This is a genomic window from Curtobacterium sp. Curtsp22 (genome assembly GCF_059492135.1).
Map to the genome: position 1 here is coordinate 260808 of NZ_CP168519.1, position 15862 is coordinate 276669.

At 70.9% G+C, this 15862-nt stretch carries 13 protein-coding genes, 1 tRNA gene and 1 pseudogene; 14 read left to right on the top strand and 1 reads right to left on the bottom strand.

Translation table 11 applies throughout. The features are described from left to right. The first annotated feature begins 31 nt into the window (after positions 1 to 31). The 3 genes from ACEN8D_RS01225 (at position 32) to ACEN8D_RS01235 (ending at position 2486) form a co-directional block, all read left to right on the top strand. A complete protein-coding gene (locus tag ACEN8D_RS01225; RefSeq protein ID WP_413399938.1) occupies positions 32 to 1417 on the top strand; it encodes a glycine--tRNA ligase in 1386 nt (461 codons plus the stop codon). Between the two features lie 167 nt (positions 1418 to 1584). Continuing rightward, complete coding sequence (locus ACEN8D_RS01230) at positions 1585 to 2319, top strand: DsbA family oxidoreductase (RefSeq protein ID WP_413398637.1); 735 nt, start codon at positions 1585 to 1587, stop codon at positions 2317 to 2319. Continuing rightward, positions 2316 to 2486, top strand: coding sequence for a hypothetical protein (locus ACEN8D_RS01235; protein WP_175473623.1), 171 nt, complete (start codon positions 2316 to 2318; stop codon positions 2484 to 2486). Before ACEN8D_RS01230 ends, ACEN8D_RS01235 begins: the two co-directional genes overlap by 4 nt. A 7-nt stretch (positions 2487 to 2493) precedes the next feature. Here ACEN8D_RS01235 and ACEN8D_RS01240 read toward each other — a convergent pair whose 3' ends face one another. Continuing rightward, positions 2494 to 2976: an aminoacyl-tRNA deacylase gene (locus ACEN8D_RS01240; RefSeq protein WP_413398636.1), complete on the bottom strand. Its 483-nt coding sequence runs from the start codon at positions 2974 to 2976 to the stop codon at positions 2494 to 2496. 47 nt (positions 2977 to 3023) lie between these two features. On the opposite strand from ACEN8D_RS01240, the gene dusB reads away from it, so the two are divergent. The 11 genes and pseudogenes from dusB to ACEN8D_RS01295 all read left to right on the top strand — a co-directional run bounded on the left by dusB (position 3024) and on the right by ACEN8D_RS01295 (position 15811). Then, positions 3024 to 4196 carry a tRNA dihydrouridine synthase DusB gene (dusB, locus tag ACEN8D_RS01245; RefSeq protein WP_413398635.1) on the top strand — a complete coding sequence of 391 codons (1173 nt, stop codon included), beginning with the start codon at positions 3024 to 3026 and terminating at the stop codon, positions 4194 to 4196. Next, a complete protein-coding gene (locus tag ACEN8D_RS01250) occupies positions 4193 to 5482 on the top strand; it encodes a deoxyguanosinetriphosphate triphosphohydrolase (protein WP_413398634.1) in 1290 nt (429 codons plus the stop codon). Before dusB ends, ACEN8D_RS01250 begins: the two co-directional genes overlap by 4 nt. Before the next feature lie 152 nt (positions 5483 to 5634). Next, positions 5635 to 7563 carry a DNA primase gene (gene dnaG, locus ACEN8D_RS01255; RefSeq protein ID WP_413398633.1) on the top strand — a complete coding sequence of 643 codons (1929 nt, stop codon included), beginning with the start codon at positions 5635 to 5637 and terminating at the stop codon, positions 7561 to 7563. Positions 7564 to 8020: 457 nt separating this feature from the next. Further along, positions 8021 to 9637 (top strand): ABC transporter substrate-binding protein, encoded by a 1617-nt coding sequence (locus tag ACEN8D_RS01260; protein ID WP_309779322.1) that lies wholly within the window; start codon positions 8021 to 8023, stop codon positions 9635 to 9637. 243 nt (positions 9638 to 9880) lie between these two features. Next, positions 9881 to 9979 (top strand): annotated as a pseudogene (locus tag ACEN8D_RS01265) (hypothetical protein); the annotation flags it as partial. Between the two features lie 183 nt (positions 9980 to 10162). Further along, a complete protein-coding gene (locus ACEN8D_RS01270; protein WP_374115159.1) occupies positions 10163 to 10828 on the top strand; it encodes an ABC transporter permease in 666 nt (221 codons plus the stop codon). Between the two features lie 2 nt (positions 10829 to 10830). Then, complete coding sequence (locus ACEN8D_RS01275; RefSeq protein WP_309779323.1) at positions 10831 to 11826, top strand: ABC transporter permease; 996 nt, start codon at positions 10831 to 10833, stop codon at positions 11824 to 11826. Beyond that, the gene (locus ACEN8D_RS01280; protein WP_229085309.1) at positions 11823 to 13541 is read left to right on the top strand and encodes an ABC transporter ATP-binding protein; all 1719 of its coding nucleotides are present in this window, start codon (positions 11823 to 11825) and stop codon (positions 13539 to 13541) included. Before ACEN8D_RS01275 ends, ACEN8D_RS01280 begins: the two co-directional genes overlap by 4 nt. Before the next feature lie 148 nt (positions 13542 to 13689). Then, entirely contained in the window at positions 13690 to 14622 is a 933-nt protein-coding gene (locus ACEN8D_RS01285) for an ATP-binding cassette domain-containing protein (protein ID WP_070418712.1), read from the top strand. Then, a complete protein-coding gene (locus ACEN8D_RS01290) occupies positions 14619 to 15638 on the top strand; it encodes a D-isomer specific 2-hydroxyacid dehydrogenase family protein (protein ID WP_413461287.1) in 1020 nt (339 codons plus the stop codon). Before ACEN8D_RS01285 ends, ACEN8D_RS01290 begins: the two co-directional genes overlap by 4 nt. Positions 15639 to 15738: 100 nt before the next feature. Next, positions 15739 to 15811, top strand: a tRNA-Asn gene (locus ACEN8D_RS01295). The last annotated feature ends 51 nt before the right edge of the window (positions 15812 to 15862 follow it).

The following is a 15862-nucleotide window of genomic DNA, read 5'->3' on the forward strand; positions in this document are numbered from 1 at the left end:
GCACCCAGCTCGGCGACCTCTGGAGCATCCCGTGGCACAGTCCTCCCGTCTCGACAGCGTCATCGCCCTGGCCAAGGGCCGTGGCTTCGTCTTCCAGTCGGGGGAGATCTACGGCGGATCGCGCTCCGCATGGGACTACGGGCCCCTCGGCGTCGAGCTGAAGGAGAACATCAAGCGGCAGTGGTGGCAGCGGTTCGTCCGCGGCCGCGGTGACATGGTCGGCCTCGACTCGGCCGTGATCCTGCCGCGCAAGGTGTGGGAGGCGTCCGGGCACGTCGCGACGTTCACCGACCCGCTCGTCGAGTGCCTGCACTGCCACCACCGGTTCCGCGAAGACCACCTCATCGAGGCGTTCGTGGCGAAGAAGGACCGGCAGCCCGAGGGTGGCATGGCCGAGATCGCTTGCCCGAACTGCGGTACCCGCGGCCAGTGGACCGAGCCGCGCGAGTTCTCCGGCATGCTCAAGACCTACCTCGGCCCGGTCGAGTCGGAAGAGGGCCTGAACTTCCTCCGCCCCGAGACCGCGCAGGGCATCTTCGTGGACTTCGCGCAGGTCGTGACGACCAGCCGCATGAAGCCCCCGTTCGGCATCGGCCAGGTCGGCAAGGCCTTCCGCAACGAGATCACGCCCGGCAACTTCATCTTCCGGACGCGCGAGTTCGAGCAGATGGAGATCGAGTACTTCGTCCCGCCGGCCTCCGCGCAGGAGCACTACGAGCAGTGGATCGCCGACTCGGTCGCGTTCTTCACCGACCTCGGCATCGACCCGGAGAACCTGCGGCGCTTCGACGTCCCGGACGGGGAACGCGCGCACTACTCCGACGCCACCGCCGACATCGAGTACCGCTTCGGGTTCGCGGGCACCGAGTGGGGCGAGCTCATGGGCGTCGCGAACCGCACGGACTTCGACCTCAACAACCACATCGAGTCCTCCGGCAAGGACCTCCGGTACTTCGACCAGGCCGCGAACGAGAAGTACGTGCCGTACGTCATCGAGCCGTCGTTCGGTCTCACCCGCGCGCTCATGGCGTTCCTGCTCGACGCCTACCACGAGGACGAGGCGCCGAACGCGAAGGGCGGCGTCGACAAGCGCACGGTCCTGCGGCTCGACCCGCGGCTCGCTCCGGTCAAGGCCGCCGTCCTGCCGCTGTCCCGCAACGAGCAGCTGTCGCCGGTGGCGCGTGGCCTCGCGGACGACCTGCGCAAGTACTGGAACGTGGACTTCGACGACGCGGGGGCGATCGGCCGTCGCTACCGTCGCCACGACGAGATCGGCACGCCGTTCTGCATCACGGTGGACTTCGACACGCTCGACGACAAGGCCGTGACGGTGCGCGAGCGCGACACGATGTCGCAGGAGCGGGTGGCGCTCGACCAGCTGCAGGGGTACCTCGCGGCGCGGTTGCTCGGGGCGTAGGCGCGGTGCGGCCGGCGCGGCGCGGCCGCGGCGGCGCTGCCGTTCGCACAACCAAAGGCACCCCGAACCACGCTGATGCGCGGCGCGGGGTGCTTTTGGTTGTGCGCCGCGCCCGCCGCGCCCGGCAGCGCGGGAATGCGGCTGCGGCGGCCCCGGTTGCGACCAGCATGAACGACTCTGTGAAGGTCGATGTCTGGTCGGACATCGCCTGCCCCTGGTGCTACATCGGCAAGCGGAAGTTCGAGGCCGGCGTCGCTGCCTTCGCCTCGACCCCGAACGGCGCCCCGGTCGAGGTCGAGTACCACTCCTTCGAGCTCAGCCCCGACACCCCCGTGGACTTCGAGGGCACCGAGGCCGAGTTCCTCTCCGGCCACAAGGGCATGCCCGTCGAGCAGGCGCAGCAGATGCTCGACCAGGTCTCCGGCATCGCCGCGAGCGTGGGCCTCGACTACGACTTCGAGTCGATGCGCCACACCAACACGGTGAAGGCGCACCAGGTCATCCACCTGGCGAACGAGCAGGGCAAGCAGCTCGAGATGGTCGAGCGCCTCTTCGCCGCCTACTTCGAGCGCGGTGAGCACGTCGGTCAGGACGAGTCGCTGGCGTCCCTCGCGGCCGAGGTCGGTCTCGACCCGGACGAGGTCCGCGCCACGCTCCGCGACGACTCGCAGCTCGCGGCCGTCCGCGCCGACCAGGCGCAGGCGCAGTCGTACGGCATCAACGGCGTCCCGTTCTTCGTCATCGACGGCAAGTACGGCGTCTCCGGCGCGCAGGACCCGGCTGCGTTCGAGCAGGTGCTGACGCAGGTCGTCGCCCTCCGTGGGACGACCCCGTCGGACGTCGCCGAGGCCGAGCAGCGGTCCGCCGAGGACGCGGCAGCAGACGCGGAGGCGACCCGATGACGGACGTCCGCGTCGACGGCTCGGCCGAGCCGCGCCTCCAGTCCGACGGCCAGGAGGCGCGACCCGCCCTGCTCACGCTCGTCACGCCCGGCGGTGCGCCGGTCTGCGAGGGCGACTCGTGCTTCGTGCCCGGCGCCGAGGGCGTCTGGACCGAGGTCCCCGACTGAGCGGGTGCTAGCGGACGGGTTCCTCGTCGGTGATGTCGGCGACCGTGGCGCCGTACGCCGCGACCAGGTCGTCGGCGTCGACGAAGGCGCTCGCGCCGTGCCGACCGGCGCCGAGGGCGACCCGGCGTCCGACGATCCGCTCGTCGGCGTAGACCGGCAGGTCGCCCGTCGCGCCGATGGGCGTGATGGTGCCGCGTTCGTAGCCCGAGGCCTCGAGCGCGGTGGCGGCGTCGGGCATCGAGAGCTTGTTGACGCCGACGACGGTGCGGAGCTTCTTCCAGGCGATGGCACGGCCGCCGGGTGCGAGGGCGAGCAGGAAGCCGCCGTCGTGCCGCTTCACGACGAGGGTCTTCACGATGTCGCCGGGCTCGATGCCGAGCAGTGCGGCTGCCCCGTGCAGGGAGTCCGCGGCGGGTCGTTCGACCACGTCGACCCGGAGCCCTCGGGCCCGTGCGTCGGCGTCGAACCTGGTGATGGCGTCGGTCGTCATGTGGAGAACGCTACCGGCGCGCACCGACGTGGGAGGATGGGAGACGTATGACGATCACTGACGCACCCGGGACGGCGACCCGTCCGGCGAAGCCCTTGCGCATCGGCCCCATCGAGGTCGACGTGCCGGTCGTGCTCGCGCCGATGGCGGGCATCACGAACATGGCCTACCGCCGGCTCTGCCGCGAGTACGGCGCCGGCTTGTACGTGTGCGAGATGATCACCTCGCGCGCGCTCGTCGAACGGACCCCCGTGTCGATGCAGCTCATCCAGCACCACGAGTCCGAGACCCCGCGGTCCATCCAGCTGTACGGCGTCGAGCCGAACACGGTGGCCGAGGCGGCGACGATCCTCGTGGGCGAGGACCGCGCCGACCACATCGACCTCAACTTCGGGTGCCCCGTGCCGAAGGTCACGCGCAAGGGCGGGGGAGCGGCCCTGCCCTGGAAGCTCGACCTCTTCGAGGAACTCGTCACGAAGACGGTCCGCGCCGCCGGGGACGTCCCCGTCACCGTGAAGATGCGCAAGGGCATCGACGGCGACCACCTCACGTACCTCGACGCCGCCCGCATCGCGCGGGACGCCGGCGTCGCGGCGGTCTCCCTGCACGCCCGCACCGCCAACGAGCACTACTCGGGCCACGCGGACTGGTCGGCGATCGCGACGCTGAAGGAGACCATCACCGACATCCCGGTGCTCGGCAACGGCGACATCTGGTCCGCTGCCGACGCACTCCGCATGGTCGACGAGACCGGGGCGGACGGCGTCGTCGTCGGGCGCGGGTGCCTCGGTCGGCCGTGGCTGTTCGGCGACCTCGCGGCGGCGTTCCGCGGCGAGGGGTTGCGCTACATGCCGTCCCTCGGCGAGGTGGCGGTGGCGTTCAAGCGGCACGCCGAACTGCTCGTCGAGTTCTTCGGCAGCGAGGAGCACGGCTGCCGCGACGTCCGGAAGCACGTCGCCTGGTACTTCAAGGGGTACCCGATCGGCGGAGACGTCCGGTCCGGGCTCGCGATGGCGTCCAGCCTGCAGGAGATCGACGACCTGCTCGGGCAGCTCGACCACGACGCTCCCTACCCCGGTGCCGACGCCGAAGGGCCCCGAGGTCGTGCGGGCCACCCGAAGCGCACCGCCCTGCCCGACCGCTGGCTCGAGTCGCGCGACGTCGACAGCGAGTTCCGCAAGGTCCTCGCCGCCGCCGAGCTGCACCACAGCGGCGGATGAGCGCCACGAGTTCGTACGGGCCGGCCGACGCCGAACGCTGGCTGCCCGAGACCCACGGCAACCGTCGGTCGGACTTCGCCCGTGACCGCGCCCGGCTCCTGCACTCGAGCGCGCTCCGACGGCTCGCCGCGAAGACCCAGGTGCTCAGTCCGACGACCGGGCTCGACTTCGCCCGGAACCGTCTGACGCACTCGCTCGAGGTCGCCCAGGTCGGCCGCGAGCTCGCCGACTCGCTCGGCCTCGACCCCGACGTCGTGGACACCGCCTGCCTCGCGCACGACATCGGGCACCCGCCGTTCGGCCACAACGGCGAGACCGCCGTGAACGCGTGGGCGGCGGGCATCGGCGGGTTCGAGGGGAACGCGCAGACGCTGCGGCTCCTCACCCGGCTCGAGCCGAAGGTGTACGGCGCCGAGCCCGAGGACCACCGTCCGTACGGGCTGAACCTCACGCGGGCATCGCTCGACGCCAGCTGCAAGTACCCGTGGCCGGCAGCCCAGGGCGTGTCCGAGGCGTCGTCCGGCCGCACCAAGTTCGGCTTCTACGACGACGACCACGACGCGTTCGAGTGGCTCCGGGCCGGTGCTCCCCGTCGGCAGCGCTGCATCGAGGCGCAGGTCATGGACCTGTCGGACGACATCGCGTACTCGGTGCACGACTTCGAGGACGCCGTCGTCGCTGGCTTCATCGACGTCGCTGCACTGGGCGACCGCGTCGGCGAGAACGACATCGTGTCGGCGATGCACGCCTGGGTCGGCTCGGACCTCAGCCGCGACGAGCTGCTCGAGGCGTTCGACCGGCTCCGCGCGCTGCCGCTGTGGATGACCTCCTACGACGGGTCGCGACGAGACCTGGCGCGGCTGAAGAACCTCACCTCGCAGCTGATCGGTCGGTTCGCGCGGACGGCGACCGCGGCGACGCGGGAGTCCTACGCCTCGGGCTCCCTCGTGCGCTTCGCGGCGTCGGTCGTGACCCCGCCCGAGATCATCGGCGAGATCGCCGTGCTGAAGGGCATCGTCGCGGCGTTCGTCATGACGCAGGGCGATCGACAGCCCGTGTACGAGGACCAGCGGCGGATCCTGACCGAGCTCCTCGACGCCCTCGCGGCGAGCGGCAGCGCCGACCTCGAGCCGGGCTTCGCGGCGGACTGGCGTGCTGCGTCCGACGACGCCGGGCGGTTGCGGGCCGTGGTCGACCAGGTGGCGAGCCTGACCGACCAGGGTGCGCTGGCGTGGCACAAGCGGCTCGTGGTGGGAGACCGCGAGACGGTGCACATCCCGGTCTGACGGTCGCGCGCGCGGCCACGTGCGCCGCGCCCTGGATGCGACCCGCGGCGGGGTGGCGCCGGGCGGGGCGGGGCCGAGCCGCGCCTCCTGGCCGTTGTCCACAGGTCTCGTGACGGTCGGCCGACGTCGGTCGCACGAACTAGGATCGAGGGGTGGCTGGGAGGATCGCGCGGAACGACATCGACGAGGTCCGCTCGCGTGTCAACATCGCCGACGTCGTCGGCGACTACGTGACCCTGAAGTCCGCCGGGGTGGGGTCGTTGAAGGGCCTCTGCCCCTTCCACGACGAACGCTCCCCGTCGTTCCACGTCCGTCCCCAGGTCGGGCGGTACCACTGCTTCGGCTGCGGCGAGGACGGTGACGTCTTCGACTTCGTCATCAAGCAGGACCACACGACCTTCCAGGAAGCCGTCGAGCGGATGGCCGCGAAGATCGGCTTCACGCTCCACTACGAAGAGGGCGACGGCCCCCGCACCGACTACAACGCCCGTGCGCGGCTCATCGCCGCGAACGAGGCGGCGCAGCAGTTCTACACCGCGCAGCTCACGACGGCGGCGGCAGAGCCGGCTCGGCAGTTCCTCGGTGAGCGCGGGTTCGACCCCGCGGCGGCACAGCACTTCGGCGTCGGCTTCGCCCCGAAGTCGTACGACGCGCTGCGGGACCACCTGCGCGGTCGCGGGTTCACGCTCGAGGAGATCGTCTCCGCCGGACTCGTCAGCCAGGGCGACCGGTCGCCGTACGACCGGTTCCGCGGGCGCCTCATGTGGCCGATCCGCGACGTCACCGGGGCGACGATCGGCTTCGGTGCGCGGCGGCTGCTCGAGGACGACAAGGGCCCCAAGTACCTCAACACGCCCGAGACCCCGATCTACCACAAGAGCCAGGTGCTCTACGGGCTCGACCTCGCCCGGCGGGACATCTCGAAGCAGAAGCAGGTCGTGATCGTCGAGGGGTACACGGACGTCATGGCGTGCCACCTCGCCGGCATCACCACCGCGGTCGCCACCTGTGGCACGTCGTTCGGCGTCGACCACATCAAGGTGCTCCGGCCGATGCTCGGCGACTCGGCCAGCCGCGACCTCTCGCAGCTCGGCAACATCGTCTTCACGTTCGACCCGGACGAGGCCGGGCAGCGCGCTGCCTCGCGGGCGTTCGCGGAAGAGAGCCGCTTCGCCTCGCAGACCTACGTCGCGGTGGCGCCGGGTGGGCTCGACCCGTGCGACCTCCGGCTGGCGCGGGGTGACGCCGCGGTCACGCGCCTCATCGAGACGAAGCGCCCGATGTTCGAGTTCATCATCCGTCGCCGGCTCGCGGCGCACGACATCGAGACGGCCGAGGGGCGCGTCGCCGGCCTCCGCGACGCCGCACCGGTCGTCGCGGGCATCCGCGACCGGACGCTCGCGACGGCGTACACGCGCGAGACCGCCAAGTGGCTCGGCCTCGACATCCCCGAGGTGCGTCGCGCGGTCGAGAACGCCCGACAGCGCGCGGGCGCGTCGACGACCGACCACCGCTCAGGAGGCGCGGCTCCAGCCACGCACGCCGGCTCCGGTGGCGAGGCGGCCGCCGTTCCGGACGAGCCCGTGGCCGGGCTCCGACTCCTGCCGAGCGACCCGATCACCCGCATGGAGCGCGACGCCGTGATGGCGATGGTGCAGCAGCCCGGGCACGTCGGGGCGCCGCTCCTCGGGTTGGCGGCGGCCGCGACCTTCTCGGCGCCGATGCTGTCCGTCGTCCGGGACGCCGTCGTGGCGAACGTCGACGCGATCGGGGCGGGGGACTGGCTCGAACGGTTGCTGCAGGACGTGCCGGGACCGTTCCGTGGCCTCGTGCAGGAGCTCGCGCTCGCACCGATCCCGGCCCGCACCGACGAGGACCTGGCCATCTACGCGCGGAGCATCGTCGTCGCGCTGGTGGAGCGGGACCTGCTCGCCCGGAAGGCATCGCTGCTCGGGCAGTTGCAGCGGGCGGACCCGAACGAGCAGGCCGATCGGCGGGCGGAGATCCAGCGGCAGCTCGTGGACATCGACGCGCAGCGGATGCGGTTGCGCGCGGACGCCGAGGCGGCGGCGAACTCGTAGGCGGGCCGCGGCGCCCACCTGGCTGCCGTGCGGTCGTTCGCCCTCGGTCGCCCGCACGGGGTCGCTCGCCGGGGTCGCTCGCGCGGGGTCGTTCGCCCCGGGGTCGTTCGCCGGGGTCGCTCGCCGAGGTCCCACGACACGCCGCGTGCGTGTCGCCGAGGTCGCACGAACGGCCGGTCGGTAGCGCTCGGAGCGGCACTTCGTGCGACCTCGGCGCTCCCGAACCCCGCAACGCCCCGCGTTGCAGCGCGCAACAATCCTGCGCGACGCGCCGCCCGGAGACGCACGGATGATGCAGCACGCGACGCGACCGTGCATTACAGCGGTGTAAACAAATCTCCCTCGGTTCGTGGAGTTCCGTGACAGGGTGATAGCAATGAGCGTTCCTGGCCGGGCACACAGTCGATCCACCTCCGGCCCAGGACCCTTGCATTCATCACCAAGAGAGGCATCGGACATGGCATCCGTGACCAAGTGGGGCAAGCGCGGCATCGCGCTCGGCGCCGGAGTGGCAGCGACGGCGCTGGTGCTCAGCGGCTGCGCGAGCAGCAGCGTGAGCGACACCGCCCTGAACGGCATCAGCATCGGGACGACCGACAAGATCACGTCGCTCGACCCGGCGGGCTCGTACGACAACGGCTCGTTCGCCGTGCAGAACCAGGTCTTCCCGTTCCTGATGAACACGCCGGTGGGCAGCCCCGACGTCAAGCCGGACATCGCGACCAAGGGCGAGTTCACGAACGACACCACGTACACGGTGACGCTCAAGAAGGGCCTGAAGTTCGCGAACGGGAACGACCTCACGTCGAGCGACGTGAAGTTCTCGTTCGAGCGCGAGCTGAAGATCAACAACGAGAACGGGCCGCAGTCCCTGCTCGCCAACCTCAAGAGCATCGACACGCCGGACGACACGACGGTCGTGTTCCACCTCGACCACGCTGACCAGACCTGGCCGCAGGTGCTCTCCAGCCCCGCCGGCCCGATCGTCGACGAGCAGGTCTTCTCGGCCGACAAGCTCACGCCGGCTGCGGACATCGTCAAGGGCAAGGCGTTCGCCGGGCAGTACTCGATCAGCTCCTACAAGGAGAACGACACGATCCAGTACAAGGCGAACAAGAACTACGACGGCCTCCTGGGCAAGCCGAAGACCGACGAGGTCACGGCGAGCTACTACACCAAGGAGACCGACCTCAAGCTCGCCGTGCAGCAGGGCGACGTCGACGTCGCCTACCGCTCGCTGACGCCGACCGACATCGCCGACCTCCGCAAGGACGACAAGGTGAAGGTCACTGACGGCCCCGGCGGTGAGATCCGCTACCTGGTCTTCAACTTCAACACGCAGCCGTTCGGCGCGAAGCAGTCGGACGCCGACGAGACGAAGGCCCTGGCCGTGCGCCAGGCCGTGGCGGACGTCGTCGACCGCGAGAAGCTCGCCAAGGACGTCTACAACGACACCTACTCGCCGCTTTACTCGATGGTGCCGGACGGCCTCACGGGTGCCGCGAAGCCCTTCGAGGAGCTCTACGGCGACGGCGACGGCGGCGCGGACGTCGACAAGGCGAAGGAGACCCTGTCGAAGGCGGGCGTCACCGGCAAGGTGCAGCTCGACATCCAGTACGCACCGGACCACTACGGTTCGACGTCGGACGACGAGTACGCCGAGCTCAAGACCCAGCTCGAGAACTCCGGTCTGTTCACCGTGAACATCCAGTCGACGGTCTACACGACCTACGCCCAGGAGCGCACGAAGGACGCCTACCCGGTGTACCAGCTCGGCTGGTTCCCGGACTTCTCGGACGCCGACAACTACCTGTCGCCGTTCTTCACGAAGGACAACTTCGTGCAGAACCACTACGACGACCCGACGATCCAGCAGCTCATCTCCGAGGAGCAGCAGGAGTCCGACAAGGACAAGCGCGCCGACCTCATCGAGCAGGCGCAGGAGCGTGAGGCGACGCAGATCTCGACGCTGCCGCTGCTGCAGGGCAAGTCGGTCGCCGTCGCGGCCAAGGACGTCAAGGGCCTGACCCTCGACTCCTCGTACAAGTTCCGGTACGCGACCCTCTCCAAGTAAGCCCGGTTCCGGTCCACGGGGGCGTTCCCACGAGGAGCGCCCCCGTGACCGCGTCCCCAACGGCACCGAAAGGCACCCGTCCCCGTGACCCTCAGCACCCCAGAGGCGAGCTCGGAACTGGCCACCGACCCCACCAAGCCCGAGGCACAGCGCAGTGCCAGGAGCAGCGGCGGCGGACTCGGCCGGTACGTCCTCGTCCGGTTCCTCCTCATCTTCCCGACCGTCTTCATCCTGGTGACGCTCGTGTTCTTCCTGATGCGCGTCATCGGGAACCCGATCACCGCATCGGTCGGCGGCCGACTCACGCCGTCCCAGCTGCAGGAACGCCTGCACGCCGCGGGCTACGACCGCCCGGTCTTCGTCCAGTACATCGAGTACCTCGGCAACATCGTCCGCGGCGACTTCGGTACGACGGCCACCGACAACCGGCCGATCACCGAGATCATCGTCACGTACGGCGGCGCGACCGCCGAGCTCGTCTTCTACGCGCTCATCGTCGCGCTGCTGCTCGGCATCCCGCTCGGCATGCTCGCCGCGTACATGCGCGACAAGTGGCCGGACGTCCTGTTCCGCGCGCTCGCGATCCTCACCTACGCGACGCCGGTGTTCTTCGGCGGCCTGCTGCTCAAGCTCGTCTTCTCGGTGTGGCTCGGCTGGCTCCCGCTCGGTGACCGCGCGTCCACGCGGGTGTCGCTCGTCCTCGACAACATCCAGGGCGCGACGGGCATCTACCTCATCGACGCCCTGCGCACCGGCAACGCCCAGATCATCGGGGACGTGCTGGCGCACGCCGTCCTGCCGGCACTGACCCTGGGGCTCCTCACCGCCGGCATCTTCCTGCGCCTGGTGCGCGCGAACATGATCGGGACGCTCGGTTCCGAGTACGTCGACGCGGCCCGCTCGCGCGGCGTTCGGGAGGCGCGGCTCGTCCGGACGCACGCGTTCCGTCCCGCCCTCGTGCCGATCATCACGGTGATGGGACTCCAGATCGCCATGCTCCTGGGGGGTTCCGTCCTCACCGAGACCACCTTCGGGTGGCGCGGGCTCGGCTTCGAGCTCAACCAGTACCTGTCGGCCCGCGACTTCGTCGCGGTCCAGGGCATCGTCGCGATGCTCGCGGTGATCGTCGCGGTGACGAACTTCATCGTGGACGTCGTCGCGGCCCTCATCGACCCGAGAGTGAGGTTCTAGAGATGGCTGACACCTCCCTCGTCGACCGCCACGAGCCGCTCTGGAAGCGGCTCCCCGTCGTGCTGCAGCTCCGTCGGAGCACGGGCTGGCAGCGCGCCATGCTCATCACCGGCGTGGTCATCTGCGCGCTGTACCTCCTCGTCGCGATCGCCGCACCGCTCATCGCCCCGTACGGCTTCGGCCAGCTGCAGGGCGCCGACGGGCAGAGCTTCCCGCGCACCGGTGCACCGAGCGCCACGCACATCTGGGGCACGACCGTCGGCGGCTTCGACGTCTTCAGCCGCGTCGTCTACGGCGCCCGGACCGCGGTGCTCGTGGTCATCGTGGCCGTCGTCGTCTCGATCATCATCGGCGTGCTGCTCGGCATGGTCTCCGGCTACATCGGCGGCTGGCTCGACCGGATCCTCGTCGTGGTGGCGGACGCGATCTACGCGTTCCCCTCGCTGCTCCTCGCCATCGTGGTGTCGATCGTCATCTCCGGCGGCAACTCGAGCTACGCGGGCGGCATCATCGCCGCGGCGATCTCGATCACGGTCGTGTACGTCCCGCAGTACTTCCGGGTCGTCCGCGCCGAGGCCGTGCGGCTCAAGAACGAGGCGTTCGTCGAGTCCGCGCGGGTGATGGGCACGAACCCGTGGCGCATCATGACCCGGCACGTCCTCCGGAACTCCACGCGCTCCCTCCCGCTGATCCTCACGCTGAACGCGAGCGACGCGATCCTGACGCTCGCGGGCCTCGGGTTCCTGGGCTTCGGCATCGGCCCGACCAGCGGCGCGGAGTGGGGCTACGACCTCAGCCGCGCGCTGTCCGACGTCGCGAGCGGCGTCTGGTGGACCGGCGTCTTCCCGGGGGTCGCGATCGTGGTGCTCGTCCTCGGCGTGACGTTCATCGGTGAGAGCCTCAACGACATCTCCGACCCGCGCCTGCGTGCGCGACGCCGGCTGAAGCAGCTGGTGTCCCGCAAGCAGACGGCCAGCACGGAAGGGGCGACCGCATGACGGACGCGACCAACCAGTCCCGCGCCTCCACGCGCCTCCAGGCCGGCGACACCACGACGGAACCGGTCGTCGTCGTCGATGACCTGACCGTCACCTTCGCGACCGACGGTGGTGCCGTCGACGCGGTCAAGGGCGTCAGCATCGACGTCCGCCCCGGCGAGGTCCTCGCCCTCGTCGGCGAGTCCGGCTCGGGCAAGTCCGTCACGGCGCGGAGCATCCTGCGCCTCATGCCGGAGACGGCGACGCTCGGCGGTGCGGTGTTCCTCGACGGCACGGACGTCGTGACGGTCGGTGCGCAGAAGCTCCGGAGCCTGCGCGGCACCGCCGGCGCGATGGTGTTCCAGGAGCCCTCCACGGCGCTGAACCCGGTCTTCACGGTCGGGTGGCAGATCGCCGAGGGGCTCCGGGCCCACGGCGGCGTCTCCGCGAAGGAGGCCCGCGCGAAGGCGATCGACTACCTCCGCCGCGTCGGCATCCCCGATCCCGAGACCCGGGTCGACCACTACCCGCACCAGTTCTCCGGCGGTCAGAAGCAGCGCGTCGTCATCGCGAGCGCGCTCGCCCTCGAACCGTCGGTGATCATCGCCGACGAGCCGACCACCGCCCTGGACGTGACGGTCCAGGCGGAGATCCTCGACCTGCTCCGCCGGTGCCGCGACGAGTTCGGCGCGGCGATCGTCATCATCACGCACAACATGGGCGTCGTCGCCGACCTGGCCGACCGCGTCGCCGTGATGTACCAGGGCGAGGTCGTCGAAGAGGCCCCGGTCGCCGAGCTGTTCGCGGCGCCGCAGGCCGACTACACGAAGCGCCTGCTCGCCGCCGTGCCCCGGCTCGAGGCCTCCACCGGGGTCGCCCGCCGTGCGGCGATCAGTGACGACGTCGAGCCGCTCGTCCGCGCACGCGGGCTCGAGATCGAGTACCCGGGCCGGCTCGGGTCGCACGCGTTCAAGGCGGTCAAGGGCGTCGACCTCGACATCCGTCCCGGCGAGGTCCTCGGCCTCGTGGGGGAGTCCGGCTCCGGCAAGACGACCATCGGCCGCGCGATCGCCGGCCTGACGAAGATCACCGGCGGGTCGCTCGAGGTACTCGGCACCGAGATGCTCGGGTACCGCGAACGCGACTTCAAGCGGCACCGTAAGGACATCGGGTTCGTCTTCCAGGACCCGGCGACCTCGTTCAACCCGCTGCTCACGATCTCGGAGTGCGTCGCCGAACCGCTCGTCGTGCACGGCGAGGTGTCGAGCCCGCGTGCCGCCCGGAAGCGTGTCGGCGAACTGCTCGAGGCCGTGCAGCTCCCGGCGGCCTACGGCGACCGGTACCCGCACGAGCTGTCCGGCGGTCAGCGGCAGCGCGCGTCGCTCGCACGGTCGCTCGCGCTCCGGCCGAAGCTCCTCATCGCCGACGAGCCGACGAGTGCGCTCGACGTGTCCGTCCAGGCGCGCGTGCTCGAGCTGTTCCTCGAGCTGCAGCAGGACCTCGGGTTCGCGTCGCTGTTCATCAGCCACGACCTCGCCGTGGTCGGCGCGCTCTCCGACCGGATCGCCGTGCTCTACCGCGGCGACCTGGTCGAGACGGGTACCACGGCCGAGGTCCTCGGCTCGCCGCAGCACCCGTACACGCAGCGTCTCCTGGCGTCACTCCCGGTGCCGGATCCGGCGGAACAGGCGGAGCGACGGCGTACGCTTGTGGAACTGGAGAACGCCGGGTCCTGACCCGACGCGACCATCCCCGGAGGCGCGGCTGACGTCGACGACGCACGCCGCGCCTCCTGGACGGTCACCTCCACCGCAACACGCACGACGGTCGGTGCAGCCCGGTCCGTCGCGAACCGCCGCCAGGGGGCGGCGTGGAAGGGGACCCATGATCGCGGTCAACGGACCGGCGGTCGTCGCGGACGACGTGTCGATCGAGTACCGGAGCGGACGGGGGACGGATGCGATCCGGGCCGTCGACGGCGTGAGCCTCACGGTCCGTCAGGGGGAGATCCTGGCCGTGCTCGGCGAGTCCGGGTCCGGCAAGTCGACGTTCGCCGCGGCGATCGCCGGCCAGCTCGGCACCACCGGCGAGGGCGACGGCGCCCACCGTCGGCACATCGTCGGGGGCGAACTCACGGTGCTCGGGCAGAAGACGCGCGGGCTCCGACCGACGTCCCGCAAGCTCGAGCGGCTCAGCGGCCGCATCGGCTACCTGCCGCAGGACGGCGCGGACCGGCTCAGCCCGGACCTCACCGTCGGCGAGGCGATCGCGGAACCGATCTACGCCCGTGACCGCCGGTTCGACCGGAAGGAGGCCGGCCTCATCGTCGCCCGCCTGGTCGACGCCGTGCACCTGCCGCTCGGGGTGATGCGACTCAACACGTGGGAGCTCTCGAGCGGGCAGCGGCAGCGCGTCGCGCTCGCGAAGGCGCTCGTGCTCGAGCCCCAGCTGCTCGTCGCCGACGAACCCGCCCGCGGCGTCGACGTGCTCGTGCGGCAGTCGGTGCTCGAGGCGCTGGCGACCCTGCAGCGGAACCGGCAGTTCTCGGCGGTCGTGGTGTCGAGCGACCTGCGCGAGGCCCGAGCACTGGCCGACCGGGTGGCGATCATGGCCGAGAGCCGGCTCGTCGGCCTCGGCACCTTCGACGAGGTCCTCGACAACCCCGTCGACCCCTACGTCAAGACGCTCGCGTCGACGGCGGCCCGTCCGGTGAAGCGTCGGCAGCCGGCGTCGGCCGCACCCCGTCGGTCCTCGGCGCCGCGTCGGCCGGTCGCCGCCGGCACCGGCCCGCGCGCGGAGCGGCAGGAGAACGCATGAGCGCGGATGCGTCGTCGGGGGTGCGCGGGCACCGGGCCGTGGTGACCGACGCGGGTGCCGAGCTGCCGGTCGCCCCGCCGACCGCCGGCCCGATCGCGATCCTGCCCGCCGGGGACGGCACCGCCCTCCACGAGGACGCCGTCGCCGCAGCCGGTGGGACCATCGCTCCGCTCGGGGCGGACACCGCCGGACTCGTGTGGCTCGACCCTCGCGATCCCGCGGGACTCGCCGACGCGCTCGACGGCGCACCGTCCATCGGCTGGGTCCAGCTACCGTTCGCCGGCGTCGACGCCTTCGCCTCGCTGATCGCCGAGCACGGCGACCGGGTGCTGTTCACCTCGGCCAAGGGCGCGTACGCCGAGCCCGTCGCCGAGCACGCCCTCGCACTGACGCTCGGGACGCTGCGGGTGCTGCAGAAGCGTGCCCGTGCGCGGTCGTGGGCGACCGAGCCCGAGGGTGTCTCGCTCTACGGCCGGAACGTGGTCGTCATCGGCGCGGGTGGCATCGCGCTGGAGTACATCCGCCTGCTCGCGCCGTTCGAGGTCTCGGTCACCGTGGTGCGCCGGTCGTCCTCGCCGGTGCCCGGGGCGGACCGGACCGTCACGACCGACCAGCTCGACGACGTCCTGCCCGATGCCGACGTGGTCATGATCGCCGCGGCGATGACCTCGGGGACCGCGAAGCTGTTCGGGCCCGCGCAGTTCGCGATCATGAAGCCGTCGGCACGGCTCGTGAACATCGCCCGCGGGGGACTGGTCGACACCTCCGCGCTCGTGGACGCCCTGCGCAGCGGTGCGATCGCGGCGGCCGGACTCGACGTCACCGACCCGGAGCCGTTGCCGGACGGTCACCCGCTCTGGGACGAGCCGGGCGCGATCATCACGCCGCACCAGGCCGACACGCCGGAGATGGTGGCGCCGCTGCTGGCCGAGCGCGTGCGGGTGAACACCGTGGCGTTCCTCGGCGGGGTCGGCGAGGGCTTCGTCGGCGTGGTGGATCCGGTCGCGGGGTACTGAGCGCGGCACGCCCGGGATGCGTGGCGGATGCGCGGGGTCGCTCCCGGGTGCTGCTATGCTGTTACCCGTTGTTCGCACGACATTCGCCAGCGGACAGTGATCCTCGATAGCTCAATTGGCAGAGCAGCCGGCTGTTAACCGGCAGGTTGTTGGTTCGAGTCCAACTCGGGGAGCGAACGGCCCCCACCTTCGGGTGGGGGCCTTTTGCGTGGCGTCAGAGCTCG

What these genes read in the sequence shown, in the direction of transcription:
- ACEN8D_RS01230 (WP_413398637.1), top strand. Translation starts at nt 1,585, where the DNA reads ATGAACGACTCTGTGAAGGTCGATGTCTGGTCGGACATCGCCTGCCCC.
- ACEN8D_RS01235 (WP_175473623.1), top strand. Translation starts at nt 2,316, where the DNA reads ATGACGGACGTCCGCGTCGACGGCTCGGCCGAGCCGCGCCTCCAGTCC.
- ACEN8D_RS01240 (WP_413398636.1), bottom strand. Translation starts at nt 2,976, where the DNA reads ATGACGACCGACGCCATCACCAGGTTCGACGCCGACGCACGGGCCCGA.
- dusB (WP_413398635.1), top strand. Translation starts at nt 3,024, where the DNA reads ATGACGATCACTGACGCACCCGGGACGGCGACCCGTCCGGCGAAGCCC.
- ACEN8D_RS01250 (WP_413398634.1), top strand. Translation starts at nt 4,193, where the DNA reads ATGAGCGCCACGAGTTCGTACGGGCCGGCCGACGCCGAACGCTGGCTG.
- ACEN8D_RS01260 (WP_309779322.1), top strand. Translation starts at nt 8,021, where the DNA reads ATGGCATCCGTGACCAAGTGGGGCAAGCGCGGCATCGCGCTCGGCGCC.
- ACEN8D_RS01270 (WP_374115159.1), top strand. Translation starts at nt 10,163, where the DNA reads ATGCTCGCCGCGTACATGCGCGACAAGTGGCCGGACGTCCTGTTCCGC.
- ACEN8D_RS01275 (WP_309779323.1), top strand. Translation starts at nt 10,831, where the DNA reads ATGGCTGACACCTCCCTCGTCGACCGCCACGAGCCGCTCTGGAAGCGG.
- ACEN8D_RS01280 (WP_229085309.1), top strand. Translation starts at nt 11,823, where the DNA reads ATGACGGACGCGACCAACCAGTCCCGCGCCTCCACGCGCCTCCAGGCC.
- ACEN8D_RS01285 (WP_070418712.1), top strand. Translation starts at nt 13,690, where the DNA reads ATGATCGCGGTCAACGGACCGGCGGTCGTCGCGGACGACGTGTCGATC.
- ACEN8D_RS01290 (WP_413461287.1), top strand. Translation starts at nt 14,619, where the DNA reads ATGAGCGCGGATGCGTCGTCGGGGGTGCGCGGGCACCGGGCCGTGGTG.